Annotated in this window: 16 protein-coding genes and 1 pseudogene; 6 read left to right on the top strand and 11 right to left on the bottom strand. The window is 73.0% G+C overall.

Features of this window, described 5'->3' with window-relative positions:
* The first annotated feature begins 2 nt into the window (after positions 1-2).
* Genes AB0F58_RS23280 through eda form a run of 4 tightly spaced genes read left to right on the top strand, consistent with a single transcriptional unit; the run spans position 3 to position 3,916 of the window.
* The gene (locus AB0F58_RS23280) at positions 3-989 is read left to right on the top strand and encodes a sugar phosphate isomerase/epimerase family protein (RefSeq protein WP_357146549.1); all 987 of its coding nucleotides are present in this window, start codon (positions 3-5) and stop codon (positions 987-989) included.
* A 5-nt stretch (positions 990-994) separates the two neighbouring features.
* On the top strand, positions 995-1,966 hold the full coding sequence (locus tag AB0F58_RS23275; RefSeq protein WP_357146546.1) for a hexose kinase: 972 nt from the start codon (positions 995-997) through the stop codon (positions 1,964-1,966).
* A complete protein-coding gene (locus AB0F58_RS23270) occupies positions 1,963-3,306 on the top strand; it encodes an FGGY family carbohydrate kinase (protein WP_357146543.1) in 1,344 nt (447 codons plus the stop codon). Before AB0F58_RS23275 ends, AB0F58_RS23270 begins: the two co-directional genes overlap by 4 nt.
* A complete protein-coding gene (gene eda / locus AB0F58_RS23265; RefSeq protein ID WP_357146540.1) occupies positions 3,293-3,916 on the top strand; it encodes a bifunctional 4-hydroxy-2-oxoglutarate aldolase/2-dehydro-3-deoxy-phosphogluconate aldolase in 624 nt (207 codons plus the stop codon). Before AB0F58_RS23270 ends, eda begins: the two co-directional genes overlap by 14 nt.
* A gap of 93 nt (positions 3,917-4,009) precedes the next feature.
* Here the strand turns inward: eda and fxsT are convergent, their stop codons facing one another.
* From fxsT to AB0F58_RS23230, 7 genes and pseudogenes are all read right to left on the bottom strand, one after another.
* On the bottom strand, positions 4,010-6,217 hold the full coding sequence (fxsT, locus tag AB0F58_RS23260) for an FxSxx-COOH system tetratricopeptide repeat protein (protein WP_357146537.1): 2,208 nt from the start codon (positions 6,215-6,217) through the stop codon (positions 4,010-4,012).
* The gene (locus AB0F58_RS23255; RefSeq protein WP_357146535.1) at positions 6,214-6,651 is read right to left on the bottom strand and encodes a hypothetical protein; all 438 of its coding nucleotides are present in this window, start codon (positions 6,649-6,651) and stop codon (positions 6,214-6,216) included. The genes fxsT and AB0F58_RS23255 overlap by 4 nt, the downstream gene beginning before the upstream one ends.
* A 157-nt stretch (positions 6,652-6,808) precedes the next feature.
* Positions 6,809-8,998, bottom strand: a complete 2,190-nt coding sequence (locus AB0F58_RS23250) for a transglycosylase domain-containing protein (protein ID WP_357146532.1) — start codon at positions 8,996-8,998, stop codon at positions 6,809-6,811.
* A 143-nt stretch (positions 8,999-9,141) separates the two neighbouring features.
* Complete coding sequence (locus tag AB0F58_RS23245; RefSeq protein ID WP_357146529.1) at positions 9,142-9,924, bottom strand: hypothetical protein; 783 nt, start codon at positions 9,922-9,924, stop codon at positions 9,142-9,144.
* A 208-nt stretch (positions 9,925-10,132) separates the two neighbouring features.
* The gene (locus tag AB0F58_RS23240; protein WP_357146526.1) at positions 10,133-11,242 is read right to left on the bottom strand and encodes an SPFH domain-containing protein; all 1,110 of its coding nucleotides are present in this window, start codon (positions 11,240-11,242) and stop codon (positions 10,133-10,135) included.
* Between the two features lie 101 nt (positions 11,243-11,343).
* Positions 11,344-11,926 (bottom strand): annotated as a pseudogene (locus AB0F58_RS23235) (paraslipin); the annotation flags it as partial.
* Positions 11,927-11,929: 3 nt separating this feature from the next.
* Positions 11,930-12,400, bottom strand: coding sequence for an NfeD family protein (locus AB0F58_RS23230; protein ID WP_357146523.1), 471 nt, complete (start codon positions 12,398-12,400; stop codon positions 11,930-11,932).
* Between the two features lie 92 nt (positions 12,401-12,492).
* Between AB0F58_RS23230 and AB0F58_RS23225 the strand changes: the two genes are divergently transcribed.
* The gene (locus AB0F58_RS23225) at positions 12,493-13,809 is read left to right on the top strand and encodes a serine hydrolase domain-containing protein (protein ID WP_357146520.1); all 1,317 of its coding nucleotides are present in this window, start codon (positions 12,493-12,495) and stop codon (positions 13,807-13,809) included.
* Between the two features lie 74 nt (positions 13,810-13,883).
* On the opposite strand, the gene AB0F58_RS23220 is transcribed toward AB0F58_RS23225, so the two are convergent.
* Positions 13,884-14,711 carry a DUF3097 domain-containing protein gene (locus AB0F58_RS23220; RefSeq protein ID WP_357146518.1) on the bottom strand — a complete coding sequence of 276 codons (828 nt, stop codon included), beginning with the start codon at positions 14,709-14,711 and terminating at the stop codon, positions 13,884-13,886.
* A 154-nt stretch (positions 14,712-14,865) separates the two neighbouring features.
* On the opposite strand from AB0F58_RS23220, the gene AB0F58_RS23215 reads away from it, so the two are divergent.
* The gene (locus AB0F58_RS23215) at positions 14,866-15,657 is read left to right on the top strand and encodes a hypothetical protein (RefSeq protein ID WP_357146516.1); all 792 of its coding nucleotides are present in this window, start codon (positions 14,866-14,868) and stop codon (positions 15,655-15,657) included.
* 15 nt (positions 15,658-15,672) lie between these two features.
* Here AB0F58_RS23215 and AB0F58_RS23210 read toward each other — a convergent pair whose 3' ends face one another.
* The 3 genes from AB0F58_RS23210 to fabI form a co-directional block, all read right to left on the bottom strand.
* Positions 15,673-16,542 carry an HAD-IIA family hydrolase gene (locus AB0F58_RS23210; RefSeq protein ID WP_357146772.1) on the bottom strand — a complete coding sequence of 290 codons (870 nt, stop codon included), beginning with the start codon at positions 16,540-16,542 and terminating at the stop codon, positions 15,673-15,675.
* A complete protein-coding gene (locus AB0F58_RS23205) occupies positions 16,461-17,519 on the bottom strand; it encodes a ferrochelatase (protein WP_357146513.1) in 1,059 nt (352 codons plus the stop codon). The genes AB0F58_RS23210 and AB0F58_RS23205 overlap by 82 nt, the downstream gene beginning before the upstream one ends.
* Before the next feature lie 111 nt (positions 17,520-17,630).
* Positions 17,631-18,398 carry an enoyl-ACP reductase FabI gene (fabI, locus tag AB0F58_RS23200; RefSeq protein ID WP_357146510.1) on the bottom strand — a complete coding sequence of 256 codons (768 nt, stop codon included), beginning with the start codon at positions 18,396-18,398 and terminating at the stop codon, positions 17,631-17,633.
* Between the last annotated feature and the right edge of the window lie 14 nt (positions 18,399-18,412).

Raw genomic sequence — 18,412 nt, 5'->3', positions numbered from 1 at the left:
CCATGAAACCGCAACCCTTCCGCCAGCACGACCAGCGCGTCGTCCGGGCCTTCGTCGAGGCCCGACGCGGCCACACCGCCGACGAGCCCCGGCTGAAGTTCGGCTGGAGCAACTGGGGCTTCGGCACCGAGGAGCTGGCGGCCACCGCGGCCCGCCTGGAGCGCAACGACGTGCGGTACGTCGAGCTGCACGGCAACCTCTACTCCCCCGACCTCGGGTACCGGCCCGACGAGACGCTCCGGGTCCTCGGCGACCACGGCATCACCGTCTCCGGGGTCTGCGGCATGGTCACCCCGAACCAGGAGTTCGCGCACAACCTGCCGCACGTCCGGGCCCGTGCCATCGAGTACTTCCGCCGTCAGGCCGAGTTCACCGCCGCGGTGGGCGGGTCGTACCTGCTCTTCGGCGCCGGTTCGGTGGGCCGTCCCACGGCGTTCGACTCCTACGAGCTGGAGCGGTCCGCCCAGACCATGCGCCTGGTGGCCGACGACTTCGCCGCCGCCGGCATCCGGGGCGCGGTCGAGCCGATCCGGCCCGAGGAGACCAGCGTGGTGCACACCTTCGCCGAGGCGCTGCGCCTGCTCGACCTGGTGGACCACCCCGCCATCGCACACATCAACGGGGATCTCTACCACATGCTCAGCGGAGAGCTGCACATCGGTGCCACCCTCCTCGACCACGGCGACCGTATGATCAACCTGCACCTGGCCGACACCAACCGGCGGGCCCTCGGGCACGGCCTGCTCGACCTGGACGTGGTGATCATGGCGCTGTACGCGGTCGGCTACCAGCGGGGCGACAACTACTGCTCGGCGGAGCCCCTCGGGGCCGGCGGCAACCCGTACGCGGCGATGAACCTGCCGCCGCAGCCCGAGCGCCTCGACGACCTGGTCCGGGACACCGTGCGGACGTTCCGCGAGCGCGAGGACGAGGTGCTCGGCGCGAGCGACGAGGAGTTGTACGCCCTCTACCAGCTCGACTCCGAGTAGTGACGATGCCGGCGTTCACGCTGCACGTGGTCTGCCCCAACCCGGCCGTCGACCGGCTCCAGGTGGTGGAACGGTTCCGGCCGTTCGAGGTCAACCGGGTGGCGGAGGTCCGCAGTCTGCCCGGCGGCAAGGGGCTGATCGTCTGCCGGGGGGCCCGTCGCCTCGGTGCCACGGTCACCGCGCACGGCTTCGTCGGCGGCGCCACCGGGCAGGTGATCCGCGACGGGTGCGGCGACCTCGGCGTGCACGACCGGCACGTCGGGATCACCGGGGAGACCCGGGTGACCCCGGTCGTCATCGACCGGGCCACCGGTCGGTCGACGGTGCTCAACGAACGCGGCCCCGAGGTCACCGACGCCGACCAGGAACGGCTGCTCGCCGGCCTGGCGGAGACGGTGTCCCCGGGGGACGTCGTGGTCGCCACCGGCAGCCTGCCGCCGGGGTGCGCCGCCGACCTGCACGCCCGCGTCGCCCGGCTGGCGCTCGACCGGGGCGCGACGGCCATCGTCGACGCCCACGGCGAGCCCCTGGCCCGGGTCGTCGACGACGCCCGGGACACCCGGCCCGCCGGCCGGCTGGTGGTCAAACCCAACGCCGAGGAACTCTCCGGCGTCCTGGGCCGCCCGCTGCCCGACCGGGCCGCGACCACGGCCGCCGTCCGCGAGCTGCACGCCCGGACCGGTGTCACCTTCGTGGTGACCCTCGGCGTCGACGGGGCGGTCTGGACCGACGGCACCGACGACCTGGTGGTGGACACCCCGCGCGTGGCGACGGTCAACGCGACCGGATCCGGCGACTCCTTCCTGGCCGGTCTCGCGGTCGCGCTCGGCCGGGGCGACGACCCGGCGGCGGCCCTGGTCCTCGCCTCGGCGATGGGGGCCGCCAACGCCGCGTCCCTGGAACCCGACGTCGACCCGGCACTGGTCGAGCGGCTCCGGGAGCGGGTCACCGTGAGCCGGGGGGCGGACGCGGGATGAGTCAGTTCATCGGCGTCGACATCGGCACCACGCGGACGAAGGTCGGCTGCTACGACGCCGACGCCGGCCGGCTGGTCGCCCTCCGGCACGCGCCCACCCTGGTCGAACCCGACCCGTGGGGCGGCCGTCGGGACGCCACCCGACTCGCGGCGGCCGTCGGTGAGCTGCTGACCCGACTGCTGGCCGACCCGGCGGTACGCCCCGCCGAGCTGGCCGGGGTCGGGGTCGGGTCGGTCGGTGAGGAGGTCGTGCCGCTCGCCCCCGACGGCACCGTCACCGCGCCCGTGCTGGCCTGGTTCGCCGGGCACGGCCAGCAGGCCAGGGCCGCCCTGGGCGACGACAGCGGGTGGGCCGACACGGACGAGACCTTCTCGGTGTTCAAGCTGCGCTGGTTGGCCGAGCACCTTCCCGACGGCCTGGCGACGGCGCGCACCTTCACCTCGCTCGCCGACTTCGTCGCCCGGGACCTGCTCGCCGACCGCGCGGCCCCGGTGTTCCTCAACGTCTCGCACGCCTCGCGCACCGGGCTGCTCGACGTCCGCGCCGGCCTGCTGCGCACCGACGCCCTACCGGACCTCGGCCTGACCGCGCTGGCCCTGCCCGACCTGGTCGACAGCGCCACGGTCGTGGGCCGCACCTCCGGCGCGGGCGTGTTGCCGGCCGGGGTGCCCGTGGTGGCCGGCGGCCACGACCACATGTGCGGGGCCTTCGGCACCGGTGTCCGCGCCGCCGGTGACGTCTACGTGTCGGCCGGCACCTCCGAGGCGCAGGTGCTGCTGGTCGACGCCCTGCCCGACGTGGTCGATCCGGGGCTGGACACCGGGGTCTTCGTGGCCGGCGGCCTGCGGTTCGTGCACCGCGCGACCCCGTCCGGCCGGTACTACCAGGCCTGGCACGACATGCTCTACTCCGGCGTCGCCGACGAGACGATGTGGGCGGAACTGGACCGGGTCGTCGAGCAGGTCGACCCGGCCACCATCGAGGCCGAGTCGCGGAGCCTGCGAATCGCCGCCATGCCGATGGACGCCACCCGGGCCCACGTGATGACCAGCCTGCTCAAGGGACTCGCGGTCGAGGCCGAGACGACCACCGCCCGGTTGGGACGGCTCGGCGGCGTCGACATCGCCGACGTCACCGTCGCGGGGGTGGCCGCCGGCTGGCCGACCTGGCGTCGGCTGCGGCAGGACGCCACCCGCCGCCGGCTCCGGTTCGTCGACGAGCCCGAGGCGACCGTCCTCGGCGTCGCCGTCCTCGCCCAGTACGGCGTCACCGGCCGGGCCGACGTCCCGGTACGCCTGACCACCACCCGACCCCGAGAGGACCCCGATGGAAACGACTGAGCTGCTGCGCGCGTACCGCCTCGTTCCGGTCGTCGTCCTCGACGACGCCGCGCACGCCGAACCCCTCGCGGACGCGCTGGCCACCGGCGGCCTGCCGGTCGCCGAGGTCACCTTCCGCACCCCGGCGGCGGCCGAGGCGATCGCCCGGATGGCCGCCCACGGCGGCGTCACCGTCGGCGCGGGCACCGTCACCAGCGTCGACCAGGTGGACCAGGCGGTCCGGGCCGGCGCACGCTTCGTCGTCTCTCCCGGCTTCAGCGCGGCCGTCGTCCGTCGCTGCCAGGAGCACGGGATCTTCGTGCTGCCCGGCGCGAGCACCGCGACGGAGATCATGACGGCCCTCGACGCGGGCGTCGACGTGCTCAAGTTCTTCCCGGCCGGCACCTCCGGCGGGGCCCCGGCGGTCGCCGCGCTCTCCGCGCCGTTCCCGCAGGTTTCCTTCGTCCCCACCGGCGGCATCGGCCCCGACTCGGCCGCCGACTACCTCCGGCTGCCGTCGGTGCTCGCCGTGGGCGGCAGCTGGATGGTGCCCCGGAAGGCCATCGCGGCCGGCGAGTTCGCCCACGTCGCGGACCTGGTCCGCACCAGCGTCACCGCTGTCGCCCGCTGACCTACGCCGGTCGGCCGGTCTGCGTCCCGGTCGCCTCAGGCCAGCCCGACCGCCGCCGTCAGTCGCGCATGTACCCAACCGGAGAACCGGCCGTCATCGACGACGCCGCTTCGGGACGCCCCTCCCGCCCATCGAGCCAGCGATCCGGTTCAGGTGCAGACGTGCCCAGCGGGTGAGGAAATGCTCGTTCCCGAACACCGTCCGTAGTCCGTTAAAACCCTGCTCAGCCAAGCGTCGGGCCGGAATCCTCTGATTGAGGGCCGCGAGGGTCACCGCGAGGTCGACGGCGGCAACGGACGTGTCGAGATGGTCCTCACCCAATAACCGACGTCGCCGCTCCAGCACGTCCTCTTTCAGACGCCGCGCCGAACCAAAGTCACCCAGAGCGTGAAGCGTATCCGCCAGGTTGGCGACCGCATGCAAGATGTACGGATGGTCCTCACCCAACGACAGACGCCACCGTTCCAGCACATCCTCCACCATCCGCCGCGCCGAACCGAGTTCATCCAAGCTACGGAGCGTGTTCGCCAGATTGACCACCGAATGCAGCGTGTCCGGATGATCCTCACCCAGCAGCCGGCGCCGCCGCTCCAGCACATCTTCCTCGATACGCCGCGCCGCCTCGAACTCATCCTCGCCGGAGAGCACGACGCCAAGGTAGCTGGCCGATCGCAACGTGTCAGGATGATCCTTACCGAGCGTCGATTCCTGCCGGGCCAGGGTGTCCTCGATGAGAGGCCGTAGCCGATCCATCTCGCCCAGGTCACGGTATGCCCAGACCAGCTCGGTGACCGCTTTGAGGGTGTGTGGATGGTCCGGCCCGAGGCTGTTCTTCCACTGCCCGTAGAGATGCTCGGCCAAGCGCTGCGCAGACCGGGTGTTGCCGCGGGCCATCATGAATATGATTGCCCGACAGGCGAGGTCCCGCACGCCGGTGTTGTCCGAGGCGGCGGGGTCAGCAGCGAGCAGGTGCGGCAACAGCCGTACCCAACCCGGCCAAGCGGTGGGATCTCGCGGGTCACCGGGTTCTGCTGTGCCGAGGACGTTCGCGATCCTCGCGCGCAGGTGGCCGGCGGTCGTGGGCGACAGCTGGTCGCGGAGCACAGCCTGCACCAACCGATGCACGGTGATGCCCTCGACGGATACCTTGGCCAGGCCGTAGTTGCCGATCCGGGCGATACTGCGCCGCAGTGACAGGGGCTTGTCGACGACTGCCGTCAGAGGGCCGAGGCCCCACGAGTCGTCCTGCCCAGCGCTCTCCAACTTCACGATCGGGACCAGCAGGTCTATCGGTACGGGCTCCGGGGCCAGGAACGCGCACAACCGGAGGATCGCCAACGACGCCGGATCAATGTCGGCCAGCCGGGTGGTGCTGACCGCGACCGTGGCGGCCAGCGACCGAAGATAGCTGGGCGGCCGTCCCTCGTCGAGCAGTTCAGCGGCCACGTCTGCCAGCGCTTCCCGGTACTCCTGCGTCGACATCCCGGTCTCGGCGAGGAAGCTGGCGGCCTGCACCAACGCCAGCGGCAGATCACCCAGCGCGTCGGCGAGCTCGCCGGCCTCGCCCGAGTCGAGCATCGCGTGGTGGGCGGTCAGCAGGAGGACGGACTCCTCCCGGGGCAGCACGTCGACCTCGACCGCCACGGCGATCTGCTGCCAGCGTTGGTGCCGGGAGGTGATGAGAACGTGCCCCGGCCCTCCGGGCAGCCACTGGCTGATGTCCCCCGGTGATACGGCGTTGTCGAAGACCAGCAGCCAGCGGTTCCGGCTGCGCAGATAGCTCCGGACGGCGTGGGCCGCGATCGCGCTGTCGGTATCCGCGTCGACGACACCGAGGCTGGCACCGAGGGCGGCGTACTGCGCGCCGATCAACCCGGCCTGTTCGGCCGGTATCCACCACACGACGTCGTAGTCGGCGGCGTGGCGATGGGCGTACTCGGTGGCGAGTTGGGTCTTGCCGATCCCGCCCATGCCGTGCAGGGCCTGCACCACGGCCGCGCCACCCGTACACAACTGTTCCCGGAGCCGGGCGAGTTCCCGTTCCCGGCCGGTGAAGCCGGGGTTGCGCGGGCCCACGTTCCAGACCGGGGGCAGGGCGCCCGCGACCCGCTCGGCCAACGTGGCCGGCGGCACGCTGCCGTCGACCGGCCCAGGTTGGGTCGGTGGCGTGTTCAGGAACACGTTCAACTGGTTGCCCGAGCCCTGGGCACCGGTGCTGCCCTGGTCGCTGGTCCGCACCGTCTGGGTGACGCCGGGGACGGACCGCGTGTCCCCACCCGGCCCGGTGCCGGCCGTCGTCACGCCCGGCCGCCACGACCGCCGAAGATGTTCGTCTGCTGGCCGTGGCCCTGCACCGCCTGCTGGCTGTGGTCGTGGGCGGTCGCGTGCTGCGTCACGTGCCCCGCCGACTGGTTTCCGGCGGCCTCGGTGACCTGCCGCACCAGCGCACGCAACTCCTCGGCGGCCTGCGGGTGCTCGGTCAGCAGGTCCTCCAGCCGGGCGGTCCAGGCCGCCTCCTGCTGCACGCGCACCCGCTCGTCCTGCGGCCCGGCGGCTTCCAACGCCGCGCGGGTGCCCTCCAACCGCTCCTCGACGGCACTGGTCCGGTGCTGGTCACCCCGCCCGAGCAGCCGGCCGAATCCTCGCTTGGTCACCTGCCAGCCGTCGGTGGCCACCGCCCCCACCAGTGCCGTGCCCCCGGCGGCAGCCAACGCGCCCAACGTCTCCGCCAACATGCGGTCCTCCACAGTGCTCGATCGGCGTCCCGTGTCAGGCATATCCGATCGACGCTAGTGGCCGGAACCCGGCGCCCCCACACACCGAGTCCGACACCCGACAGAGGTCATCCGCAGAGGACGGAAGGGAACGGGACGGCGGGTGCGGTACTCCGGCTCAGCGGGGCGTACGGAGCCGGTCGAACCAGTCGCGCAGGTCGAGGTCGAGCGGGTCATCGGAGCGGGTGGGCGGAGTTCGCCGCTCGGGTTCGTCGCCGAGGGCCATGTCCCGGCTCGGCGGCGTGAAGTCCACCTCCGGCTTGCCCTCGGTGGCGGTCACGACGACCCGGGCCACCGCCGCCACCACGCCGGACTGCGCCGCGATGCCCACCCGGTCGGTGGGGTCGTCGGGGTTGGCCGCGATGCCGGCCACCGCGACCTGCGGGGTGTACGCGACGAACGACTTGGCGGCGTCCTGGTCCGAGGTGCCGGACTTGCCGGCCAGTGGGCGACCGTCGACGATCCGGTCGGCGTCGGTGGCGGTCCCACCGGTGCACCGGCCGTACGCGGGATCCTGGCCGACCGGGCAGCGGGCCGCGTCGGTGGCCGCCCGCGCCACGTCGGCGTCGAGCACCCGCCGGCAGGACGGGTCGCCGACCGGCAGCTTCGTGCCGTCCGGTCCGGCCACCGAGAGCACCGGCAGCGGGGCACAGTACGTGCCCTCGGCGGCCACCGTGGCGTACGCGTTGGCCAGGTCCAACGGGGTGGTGGCCGACACGCCCAGGGTGAACGCCCCCCAGTCGGCGGCGTCGGTGCGGGCCAGGTTCTCGTCGAGGTCGGAGCGGAACCTGATGCCGAGCCGCTGCGCCATCTCGACCACCTTGGCCGGTCCGACGTCCTCGGAGAGGCGGACGAAGTAGGTGTTCACCGAGCGGCCGAAGCCGTCCCACATGGTCCGGTAGCCGTTCATGCTGGCCGGGTCGGCGTTGGCCGGGCACCACCGGTCACCGCAGACCGCCGTCGTCCCCTCGGCGGGGTACCGGGTGGGCAGCCGGGTCGGCGCGTAGTACTCGGTGTTCAGGGGCAGCCCCGACTCCAGGGCGGCGAGCATGGTGAACAGCTTGAACGTCGAACCGGCCTGGTAGCCGTCGATGGCCCCGCCGCCGGCAACGAGCTGGTTGACCGTGTTCGGGCGGTTGTCCTGACCGGCGGGGTTGGCGGCGAGACTGTAGTTCCGGTTGACGGCCATCGCCAGTACCCGGCCGGTCCCCGGCTCGACGGCGGCGATCGGCAGGGCCCGGGGCTCGTCGGCGTCGAAGACCGCCAGCGACTGACGCACCGCGCTCGCCTGCACCTGCGGGTCCAGCGAGGTCACGATGGTGTACCCGCCCCGGCGCAGGGCCTGCTCGCGTTCGGCGACCGTGCTGCCGAAGGCCGGCTGCTCCAGCCACCAGCTGCGCAGGTAGTCGCAGAAGAAGCCCCAGTCGGCGTGGCCGCCGGGAATGGCGGTGCAGCCGTTGGGCTGTTCGGTCGGGTCGAGCGTCAACTCCTCGGCGCGGGCCTGCTCCGCCTGCTCGGCGGTGATCGCGCCGGTCACCACCATCGAGTCGAGCACGTACGAGCGGCGGACCAGCGCCGCGTCCCGGTCGCCGTCGATCGGGGTGTACTCGTTGGGCGACTGCACCAGACCGGCCAGCAGGGCGGCCTGGGCGAGGGTCAGCTCCGCCGGGGTGACGCTGAAGTACCGCTCGCTGGCCGCCGCGATGCCGTACGCCCCGGAGCCGAAGTACGCGATGTTGAGGTAGCGGTTGAGGATCTCGTCCTTGTCGAGGGTCTGCTCCAACGCGGCGGCGTACCGCATCTCCTGGAGCTTGCGCCCGACGCTGACCTCGGTCGCGTTCTCCCGCTCCTCGGCGGTGCGCTCGGGATCGCTCTTGAGCACGTTGCGGACGTACTGCATGGTCAGCGTGGAGGCGCCCTGCGTCGTCCCCTCCTTGGCGTTGGTGACCAGGGCGCGGGCCAGCCCGCGCAGGTCCACCCCGCCGTGGGAGTAGAAGCGCCGGTCCTCGGCGGCCACGATCGCCTGCCGCATCACCGGTGCGATCTCGGCCAGCGGCACGTCCCGGCGGTTGACGTCGTAGAAATTGGTGATCGGCGTCCGCCCGTCCCGCGCGTAGACGACGGTGCGCTGGGCGGGATCCGGGGTGCGCAGTTCCTGGGGCAGGCCACCCCAGGTGTCGCTGGCCGACTTGACGGCCAGACCGAACAACAGGTTGCCGGGGAGGACGGCGGCGGCCAGGACGAGCCCGGCGAGGACTCCGCAGAGCACCACGGTAGCCAGCCGCCCCACCAGCGATCGGGAACGCATTTCCCCAGGTTGACGCGGTTTCACCAGGATCGCCCACTCCTTGACGCAGGTTGCCAGGAAACTCACGCCGGCCCGTCGGCCGTCGCTGCCCGGTCCGGGATCCGGTGGCACCTGTCGTCCGGTTCGGCCCGGGGGCGGTCCGCTCATCGGGAGCCGGCCGGGGGCGCGGGGGTGGCGAGACTCGCGGCGGCGGCGTCCCGGACGATCTGCTTCGGCACCAGCCGGCCCGCCCGGTAGGCGATGCCGATCCCGGCGACCAGGGCGAACATCGCGCCGAAGGTCTGCAACGAGCCGAACAGGGCGCCGCCGAGGCCGAGCAGGGGCGCCGCGATGACCAGCATCATCCCGTCGCCGATGCTGAACACCCCGGAGCGGGCGACCGCCCAGCCGGTGAGGGCCCAGCCGGCGCTGTAGCAGGCCGCGCCGATCAGGACCAGGCTCCGGGCGGTGGTGCCGAAGACCGGGGTCTGCTCGGTGAGCCCGGCGAACGGCAGCATGAGCACCGTCCCGGCGAGGCTGACCAGCAGCCCGGTGGCGGCGCTGCGACGGCTGCGGGTGGTCACCAGCAGCCCGGCCAGCGCCAGCAGGGCCAGCAGGCCGGTCCAGACCGCCGCCACCCAGCCGACCAGGTAGAGCGGCCGGCCGTCGGCCGGGTACGGGTCGTTGCCGACGCCGCCGTCACTGGCCAGGGCCACCGTGCCGTAGAGGATCGCGTACACCGGCAGCAGCCACACCGACGCGCGGGCGAGCCGCCGCATCGACCAGGCCCAGGTGGCGTTCGTGGCCGGGCCGCCCGGCGTCGGTTCGACGACGAAGGGCAACACCCCGAACCCACCCCCGGTACGGCGTGAGCCGACCGGCCCCGTGGGGTCGTGCGCCCCGGGGACGGCCGCGCGGGAACGGACCGGTCTCGTCGGATCGTTCATGCGTCACCTCGCTCACTGCTCCGGGGCCGGTCGGCCCCACCGGCCACACGGGCGGCGAGGTGGACCGGCCCGGTGGCCAGGCACGCGTACGGCGCTCCGGCACCTGGTCACCATCGGTCTCATCACCGATCGTGGCAGGCACCGGAGCGCCGTATGAGCGATATTCGCTTTTTGCCCCCGGTCCCGGGGGCGGTGCCGTTCGCCCTGGTCAGCCCCGTTCGCGCTGGTCGGCCGGGTCGCGCAGCATGCTCTCCGGGGAAACCGGCTCCGGCGCGGGCAGCCCCTGCGGACCGTTGCCGCCGGTGACCTGCGCCTCGGCGACGCGGACCTCGTCGTGGATCTTCTGGGCGGCGGCAGCGGCGGCCTGCGCGGCCTCGGCCGCCTCCCGCTCGACGTCGCTCGCCCCGGACGAGGCCTGCGGCGTCGGGACGTCACCGACCATCTGGCTCAGACCGCCGAGCGCGCCACCCATGCCCTCCAGGGCCTTGGTCAGCTCGGCCGGCACGATCCAGACCTTGTTGGCGGTGCCGTTGGCGATCTGCGGCAGCGCCTGGAGGTACTGGTAGGCGAGCACCTTCTGGCTCGGGTTGGCCTGGTGGATCGCGTCGAAGACGGTGCGGATCGCCTTCGCCTGGCCCTCGGCCTGGAGGATCCGGGCCTGCCGGTCACCGTCGGCGCGCAGCACCGCGGACTGCTTCTCGCCCTCGGCGGTGAGGATCTGCGACTGCTTGTGCCCCTCGGCGGTGAGGATCGCGGCGCGGCGGTCCCGTTCGGCGCGCATCTGCTTCTCCATCGAGTCGCGGATGCTGGCCGGCGGCTCGATGGCCTTGATCTCCACCCGGGTGACCTTGATGCCCCAGCGGCCGGTGGTCTCGTCCAGCACCCCGGAGAGGTGCCGGTTGATCTCCTCCCGGCTGGTCAGCGCCCGCTCCAGGTCGAGCGAGCCGATCACGTTCCGCAGCGTGGTCACGGTGAGCTGCTCGATCGCCTGGAGGAAGTTCGAGATCTCGTAGGTGGCCCGGACCGAGTCGATCACCTTGAAGTAGAGCACCGTGTCGATCGAGACGACCAGGTTGTCCGAGGTGATCACCGGCTGCGGCGGGAAGCTGACCACCTGCTCGCGCAGGTCGACCTTCGTCCGCACGGCGTCGACGAACGGGACCAGCAGGTTCAGCCCCGGGTTCAGCGTGCGCCGGTAACGACCGAACCGTTCCACCACGTCCTGACGCTGCTGCGGCACGATCCGCACCGCCTTCGCCAGCGCCACCACCCCGATCAGGGCCACGGCGATGAGCAGTACCGCGATCACCAATTCCATACCGTTCACCCTTCCGACTGGGGAGACTCCCCCGGAGAATTATCGTCGTGCCACACCAGAGCGGTCATGCCTCGGACCTGGAGCTGACCTGCGCGACCCGGCTCGGCCGGGTGGACGCGGGCCCGCCGGTCACCACGGGCGCGCATCTGTTCTTTCCTCGGACCCCGGATACCCGGGCGGCGGCTCGATCGACCCGACCTCCGCCCGACTCACCCGCACGCCCCAGCGGCCGGTGGTCCGGCCGAGCACGCCCAGGAGCTCCCGGTTGATCTCCTCCCGGCTGGTCAACGCCCGCTCCAGGTCGAGCGAGCCGACCACGTTCCGCAGCGTGGTCACGGTGAGCTGCTCGATCGCCTGGAGGAAGTTCGCGATCTCGTAGGTGGCCCGAACCGGGTCGACCACCGTGAAGTGGAGCACCGTGTCGATCGAGACGACCAGGTTGTCCGAGGTGATCACCGGCTGCGGCGGGAAGCTGACCACCCGCTCGCGCAGGTCGACCCGGTTACGCACCGCGTCGATGAACGGCACCAGCACGGTCCGGCCCGGACCGAGCGTCCGGTCGTACTTGCCGAGCCGCTCGACCACGTCCTGATGGTCCTGCGGCACGACCCGCACCGCCCGGACCAGCCCGCTCAGCGCGATCAGCGCCAGGATGCCGACCAGCCCCGCGACCACCGGGTCCATGCGCTACCCCACCGACGGGGGAAGCTCCCCCGGGGAGACGTCGTCCTGCCAGACCAGGGCGGTCGCACCCCGGACCTGGATGACCTGCACCCGCTGGCCCGGGGTGAACACCTGCGTGGCGTCGTACGGCCGGGCGCTCCACAACTCACCGTCGATCTTGACCAGCCCGCTGTCGGTGTCGACCTGCTCCAGCACCAACGCGGTCGCCCCCTCCAGCGCCTCCACGCCGAACGCCTGCCCACCGTCCTCGGTCGTCGAACGGCGGTGCTTCCTGATGGTCGGCCGGGCCGCGAGCACGGTCAGCGCCGAGACGGCCGCGAAGACCACCGCCTGGATCGCCACCGGGGCGCCGAGCGCCGCCGCGCCGGCTGCGGCGAACGCGCCGACCGCGAACATGATCAGGAACAGCGTCGCCGTGAAGATCTCGGCGACCGCCAGCACCACACCCAGCACGATCCAGAGCACTGCGTCCACGTCTCCGATACTGGCACGCCGACGCACCCCTCTCCCACTTTGAAGATCAGTAAGCTCGGGGTGACGTCCCGTACCCGCCCTGAAGGAGCGACATGTCCCTGTTACCCGAGACCATCCGTCGAGTGGACGGCCTCGTGGCCGAGGCCCAGCTCACCGGCCGGGCCCCCGCTCTGCTGATCGGCGTGGTCCGCGACGGGGCACTCGTCCATCTCAGCACCGCCGGAGAGCACCCGCGCCCGGACGCCGAACTCCAGTTCCGGCTCGGATCGATCAGCAAGACCATGACCGCGGTGCTGGTGATGCAGGAGCGCGACGCCGGGCGGCTGGCCCTCGACGACCCTCTCGACCGGCACCTGCCCGGCACCCCGTTCGGCGCGCTCACCCTGCGCCAACTCCTCGGCCACGCCAGCGGCCTGCAGCGGGAGCCGGACGGCCAGTGGTGGGAACGCGCCGAGGGCGTCGACCTGCCCACCCTGCTCGCCGGGGTGACGGCGGAGAAGCTGGCGTACCCGCCGCACCGGGGCTACCACTACTCCAACCTGGCGTACGGGCTGCTCGGCGGAGTGCTGGAGACGATCACCGGTACGCCGTGGTTCGCGCTGCTGCGGGAACGGATCCTCGAACCGCTCGGCATGCGCCGCACCACGTACCAGGCCACCGAGCCGTTCGCCCGGGGCTACGTGGTGCACCCCTGGCACGGCACGCTCCGCGAGGAGCCCCGGACCGACACCGGCGCGATGGCCCCCGCCGGCCAGCTCTGGGCGACCGCCACCGACCTGGCGACCTGGGCGGCCTTCCTCGCCGACCCGGCACCGGAGGTGCTCGCCGCCGCGACCCTGACCGAGATGTGCTCGCCCGTCGTGATCAGCGACCTCGACTCCTGGCGCGGCGGCCACGGCCTCGGGCTGGAGCTCTGCCGCCAGGGCGACCGGGTGTACGTGGGCCACGGCGGCTCGATGCCCGGGTACGTCGCCGCCCTGGCGGTGCACCGCCCGTCCCGCACCGGCATCGTCGGCTTCGCCAACTCCTACGGCTTCCGGGCCGGCTCGATCGGCGCGCTCGGCCTGCAGGTGCTCACCACCGTGCTGGACACCGAGCCGACCCGGACGGTGCCGTGGCGGCCGGCCACCGCACCGCCCCCGGCCGAGGTGGCCGAGCTGACCGGGCGCTGGTGGTGGATGGGTCAGCCGATCGACGTCACCTGGGACGGCGGCACGGGGCACCTGGTGACGTACGGCCGGGGCGAGCGGATGCTCCGCTTCGCCCCCGAGGGGCCGGACCGCTGGCGGGGCTGCTCCGGCGGGGAGGACGGCGAGGTCCTCACCGTGCTGCGCGACGGCAGCGGCCGGGCGGTCGCCCTGGACGTGGCGACCTTCGTCTTCACCCGCACCCCGGACGAAGCCCCCTGACCGTCCCCGGCCCGAGGCGGGGCCGGGTGACGAAGCCCCCTGACCGTCCCCGGCCGAGGCGGGGCCGGGTGCGGTCAGTGGTCGGAGGGGACGGGCGGCTCGGTGACGAAGTCGATGAGGCGTTCCATCGCGTTGATCAGCGGGGTCTCCACGTCGGCGAAGCTGTCGACGTGGGAGAGGATGTGCCGCCACATGTCCGCCGGGCCGCCCACCCCGAGGGCAGCACAGACCCCCTCCTTCCACGGGCGTCCCGGCGGCACCACCGGCCAGGCCCGGATGCCGAGCGCGGCGGGCTTCACGGCCTGCCAGACGTCGACGTAGGGATGCCCGGTCACCAGCACGTGCGGTGACGCGACCCGGGCCACGATCCGGCTCTCCTTGGAGCCGGGCACCAGGTGGTCGACGAGCACCCCGAGCCGTCGGGTCGGGCCGGGGGCGAAGGCGCGCACCTCGGCGTCGAGGGCGTCGATGCCGTCCAGCGGCTCCACGACGACCCCCTCGACGCGCAGGTCGTCGCCCCAGATCCGTTCCACCAGGGCGGCGTCGTGCACCCCTTCCACCCAGATCCGGCTGGCCTTCGCCACCTGGGCGCGGACCCCCTCGACGGCGATCGAGCCGGAGGCGGTGCGGCGGCGGGCGGCCGGCACCGGGGCGCGCGCCGGGCGGCGCAGCGTGACCGGTTCGCCGTCGAGCAGGAACGCCGCCGGCAGCAGCGGAAAGTTGCGCCGCCGGCCGTGCCGGTCCTCCAGTACCACCGCACCGGCCTCGAACCCGACGACCGCGCCGCAGAAGCCCGAGTCGGCGTCCTCGACCACCAGGTCCGGTTCGGCGTCCACCTCGGGCACCGTCCTGCGTCGCCGCCAGTCCCCGGCCAGCACGTCCTCGCCGTATCGCCTCCCCATGGCCGTGACGGTAGCCGCCCGTCCGGGCCGGACGGCGCAGGCACGCCGCCCGGTGCCCGGTTCACCACGGGTCGAAACAGGGCAAGCCGGGGCAGGCGGTACGGCCCCCGCGACGGTCGAGACAGAGCCGCCGTCACGACGTACCCTTCTCTGCATGTCTCCCGCAACGGGCGCGGTCACTCTCGCTCCGCGCCGGTCGAGCCGGTTCGTGGCCTGGGTGCGTGCGTGGCGCGCCGGACTCGTCCCGTTCGACGAGGTGCCCGACGCGGTGGCCGGCGACGAGGAACACCTCGTCGCCGACGCCCCCGGCACCTGGACGGACGTGTCGCTGCGCGACGCACTGCCCACCCTGGCCCGGCTCTCCCCGGACGAGATCCGGCTGGTGCTGCCCGCACCCGGCGACCCACGCGGCCTGCCCGGTCCGGGAGACTTCACCGGTGCGGCGCTGCTCGCCGGTGAGGCGGTCGTCGCCGGCGGGCTGGGCCTGATCCCGGAGGTCCGCTCCCACACCTCCGGTTCCGGGATGACCTGGGAGACGGTGCTGTGGCGGTGCTACCCGCTGCCGGTCGACGCCCCCGCCGCCTCGCTGGCGATGCCCTGTGCCGCCGAGGCGGAGGCGGAGCTGGCCACCGCCCTGGCCGAGACCACTGCCGCGCTGACCCGGCTGGACGTCGCCCAGTGGCGACCCGAGTTGGCCGGCGCGCTGGCCGCGCTGCGCCGCCCGGACGGCACGACCGATCTGCCGCCCGGTTTCGACCCCCGGTCGCGGCGACTGTTCGCCCGCGCCGCCGTCCTCGACCGGGTACTCGCGCTGGCCGAGCACGCCGCGCCGGGCGGGTCGGTCAACGGGTACGAGGCCCAGCAGCGCGACGCCGCCCTGCGCCCGCTGACCACGGCGTGCCGGCGTGCCCTGGCCGCCGCCTGCAACGCCCCGCTGCGCCCCTGAGCGACCGGGTACGGCTCAGATCTCGTCGATCAGGTCGACCACCGAGTCGACGATCCGCGACGGCCGGTACGGGTACCGTTCCGCCTCCTCCCGGGTGCTGATCCCGGTGAGTACGAGGATCGTCTCCAGCCCCGCCTCGAGGCCGCAGAGGATGTCGGTGTCCATCCGGTCGCCGATCATCGCGGTGTTCTCGGAGTGCGCCTCGATGGTGTTCAACGCCGAACGCATCATCATCGGGTTCGGCTTGCCGACGAAGTACGGTTCCACCCCGGTCGCCTTGGAGATCATCGCCGCGACCGAGCCGGCCGCCGGCAGCGCCCCCTCCACCGACGGACCGGTGACGTCCGGGTTGGTGCAGATGAACCGGGCCCCGCCGTTGATCAGCCGGACCGCCTTGGTGATCGCCTCGAAGCTGTAGGTGCGGGTCTCCCCCAGCACCACGTAGTCCGGCTCGAAGTCGGTGAGCACGTACCCGACCGCGTGCAGCGCGGTGGTCAGCCCGGCCTCGCCGATCACGTACGCGGTGCCGCCGGGACGCTGGTCGGCCAGGAACTGGGCGGTGGCCAGCGCGGCCGTCCAGATCGCGTGCTCGGGCACCTCGAAGCCCATCCGTTTGAGCCGGGCGCAGAGGTCGCGTGGGGTGTAGATGGAGTTGTTGGTCAGCACCAGGAACGGCTTGCCGGAGGCGCGCAGCCGGTTGACGAACTCCGGGGCACCCGGCACCGGCTGGCCCTCGTGCACCAGCACGCCGTCCATGTCGGTGAGCCAACTGGCCACCGGCTTCCGTTCGATCATCGGGTTCCTCAGGGGTGGTCGGGGCGGGCGTCGGTGGCGGGTCGGGGGCGGCGGGCGGGGGCGCAGCACGCCGTCGGGCAGCTGTCCCAGCAGGGCAGTTCGCCGAGTCGTCGCGGCGACGCGGCGTCCGGGTCGAGCCGCTCGGTGACCAGTTCCCGGACCATCGTCACGAACCGGGGGTCGGTGCCGGGGGTGCCGGCCCGGACGAACTCCAGGCCGAGTTGCCGGGCCGTGGCCAGGGCCTCGGTGTCCAGGTCCCAGACCACCTCCAGGTGGTCGGAGACGAAGCCGATCGGGCTGACCACCACGCTGGTGACGCCCTCCCCGGGGAGCTCGGCCAGGTGGTCGTTGACGTCCGGCTCCAGCCACGGCACCTGCGGCGGCCCGGAGCGGCTCTGCCACACCAGGTCGTACCGCAGGTCGGGGGCTGCGGCGGCGGCGACCAGCCGGGCCGTCTCGCGCAGTTGGGCCTCGTACCGGCCGCCGTGCGGACCGGCGCTGGCCGCCATCGAGGTGGGCACCGAGTGCGCGGTGAAGACCACCCGGGTGGTGGCCCGCCGCGCCGGGTCGAGCCGGGCCAGCGCCGCCCGGACCGCGTCGGCGTGCGGCTCGACGAAGCCCGGATGGTCCCAGAACTGGCGGAGCTTGTCGACCACCGGGGCGTCCGGACCGACCGCCGCCCGCGCCGCAGCGATGTCCTCCTGGTACTGACGGCAGGAGGAGTAGCCGCCGTACGCGCTGGTGACGAAGGCCAGCGCCCGGCGTACCCCGTCGTCGCGCATCTGGGCGACGGTGTCGGCGAGCATCGGGTGCCAGTTGCGGTTGCCCCAGTACACCGGCAGGTCGAGGCCGTTGGCGGCGAAGTCGGCCCGGATCGCGGCGAGCAGGTCACGGCACTGCTGGTTGATCGGGGAGACCCCGCCGAAGTGCTGGTAGTGCTCGGCGACCTCGGCGAGCCGCTCCGGGGGGACGCCCCGGCCCCGGGTCACGTTCTGGAGGAACGGCATCACGTCCTCGGGCCGCTCCGGGCCACCGAAGGAGACCAGCACCACCGCGTCGTACGCCATGGCCCCATTCTTCCCCGAGCAGCCGGACGACCGGGCGACGGCCCCTCGCCCCCGTGCGGCAGCCGGGCCCCCGCTGTGGCGCAGCCGACAGCGGGGGCGTCGTGCGAGCGGTCAGGCGCCGAGGGCGTGGTACCCGCCGTCGACGTGGACGATCTCGCCGGTGGTGGCCGGGAACCAGTCGGAGAGCAGCGCCAGGCAGGCCCGCGCGGCCGGCTCCTGGTCGGTGAGGCTCCAGCCCAGCGGGGCCCGCTCGGTCCACGCCGTCTCGAACTGGTCGAAGCCGGGGATGGACTTCGCCGCGATGGTGCGCAGCGGGCCGGCGGCGACCAGGTTGCTCCGGATGCCCTTCGGGCCGAGGTGCAGGGCCAGGTAGCGGGAGGCGGACTCCAGCCCGGCCTTGGCCACGCCCATCCAGTCGTAGACCGGCCACGCCTTCGTCGCGTCGAAGGTGAGGCCGACCACGGCGCCGCCCGGGGACATCAGCGGCAGCGCCGCCATGGCCAGCGACTTGTAGGAGTACGTGGAGACGTGCAGCGCGGTCGCCACGTCCTCCCAGGGAGCGTCGAGGAACCCGCCACCGAGGCAGCTCTGCGGGGCGAAGCCGATCGAGTGCACCACCCCGTCCAGGCCGTCGGCGTGCTCACGGACCTTGTCCGGGAGGCCGGCGAGCTGCTCGGCGTTGGTGACGTCGAGTTCGATCACCGGCGCCGGCTGGGGCAGCCGCCTGGCGATCCGCTCGACCAGCGAGAGCCGCCCGTACCCGGTGAGCACGACCTGCGCACCGTTCTCCTGGGCCAGCTTCGCCACCGAGAAGGCGATCGAGGCGTCGGTGATGACGCCGGTGACCAGCAGCCGCTTACCGGCCAGCAGTCCGGACATGAGGGTCCCTCCGT

This window comes from Micromonospora sp. NPDC023956 (assembly GCF_040639195.1).
Classification (GTDB): Bacteria; Actinomycetota; Actinomycetes; order Mycobacteriales; family Micromonosporaceae; genus Micromonospora.
Note: the sequence above shows the minus strand (reverse complement) of the source record. Positions and strands in the feature narration are given on the sequence as shown.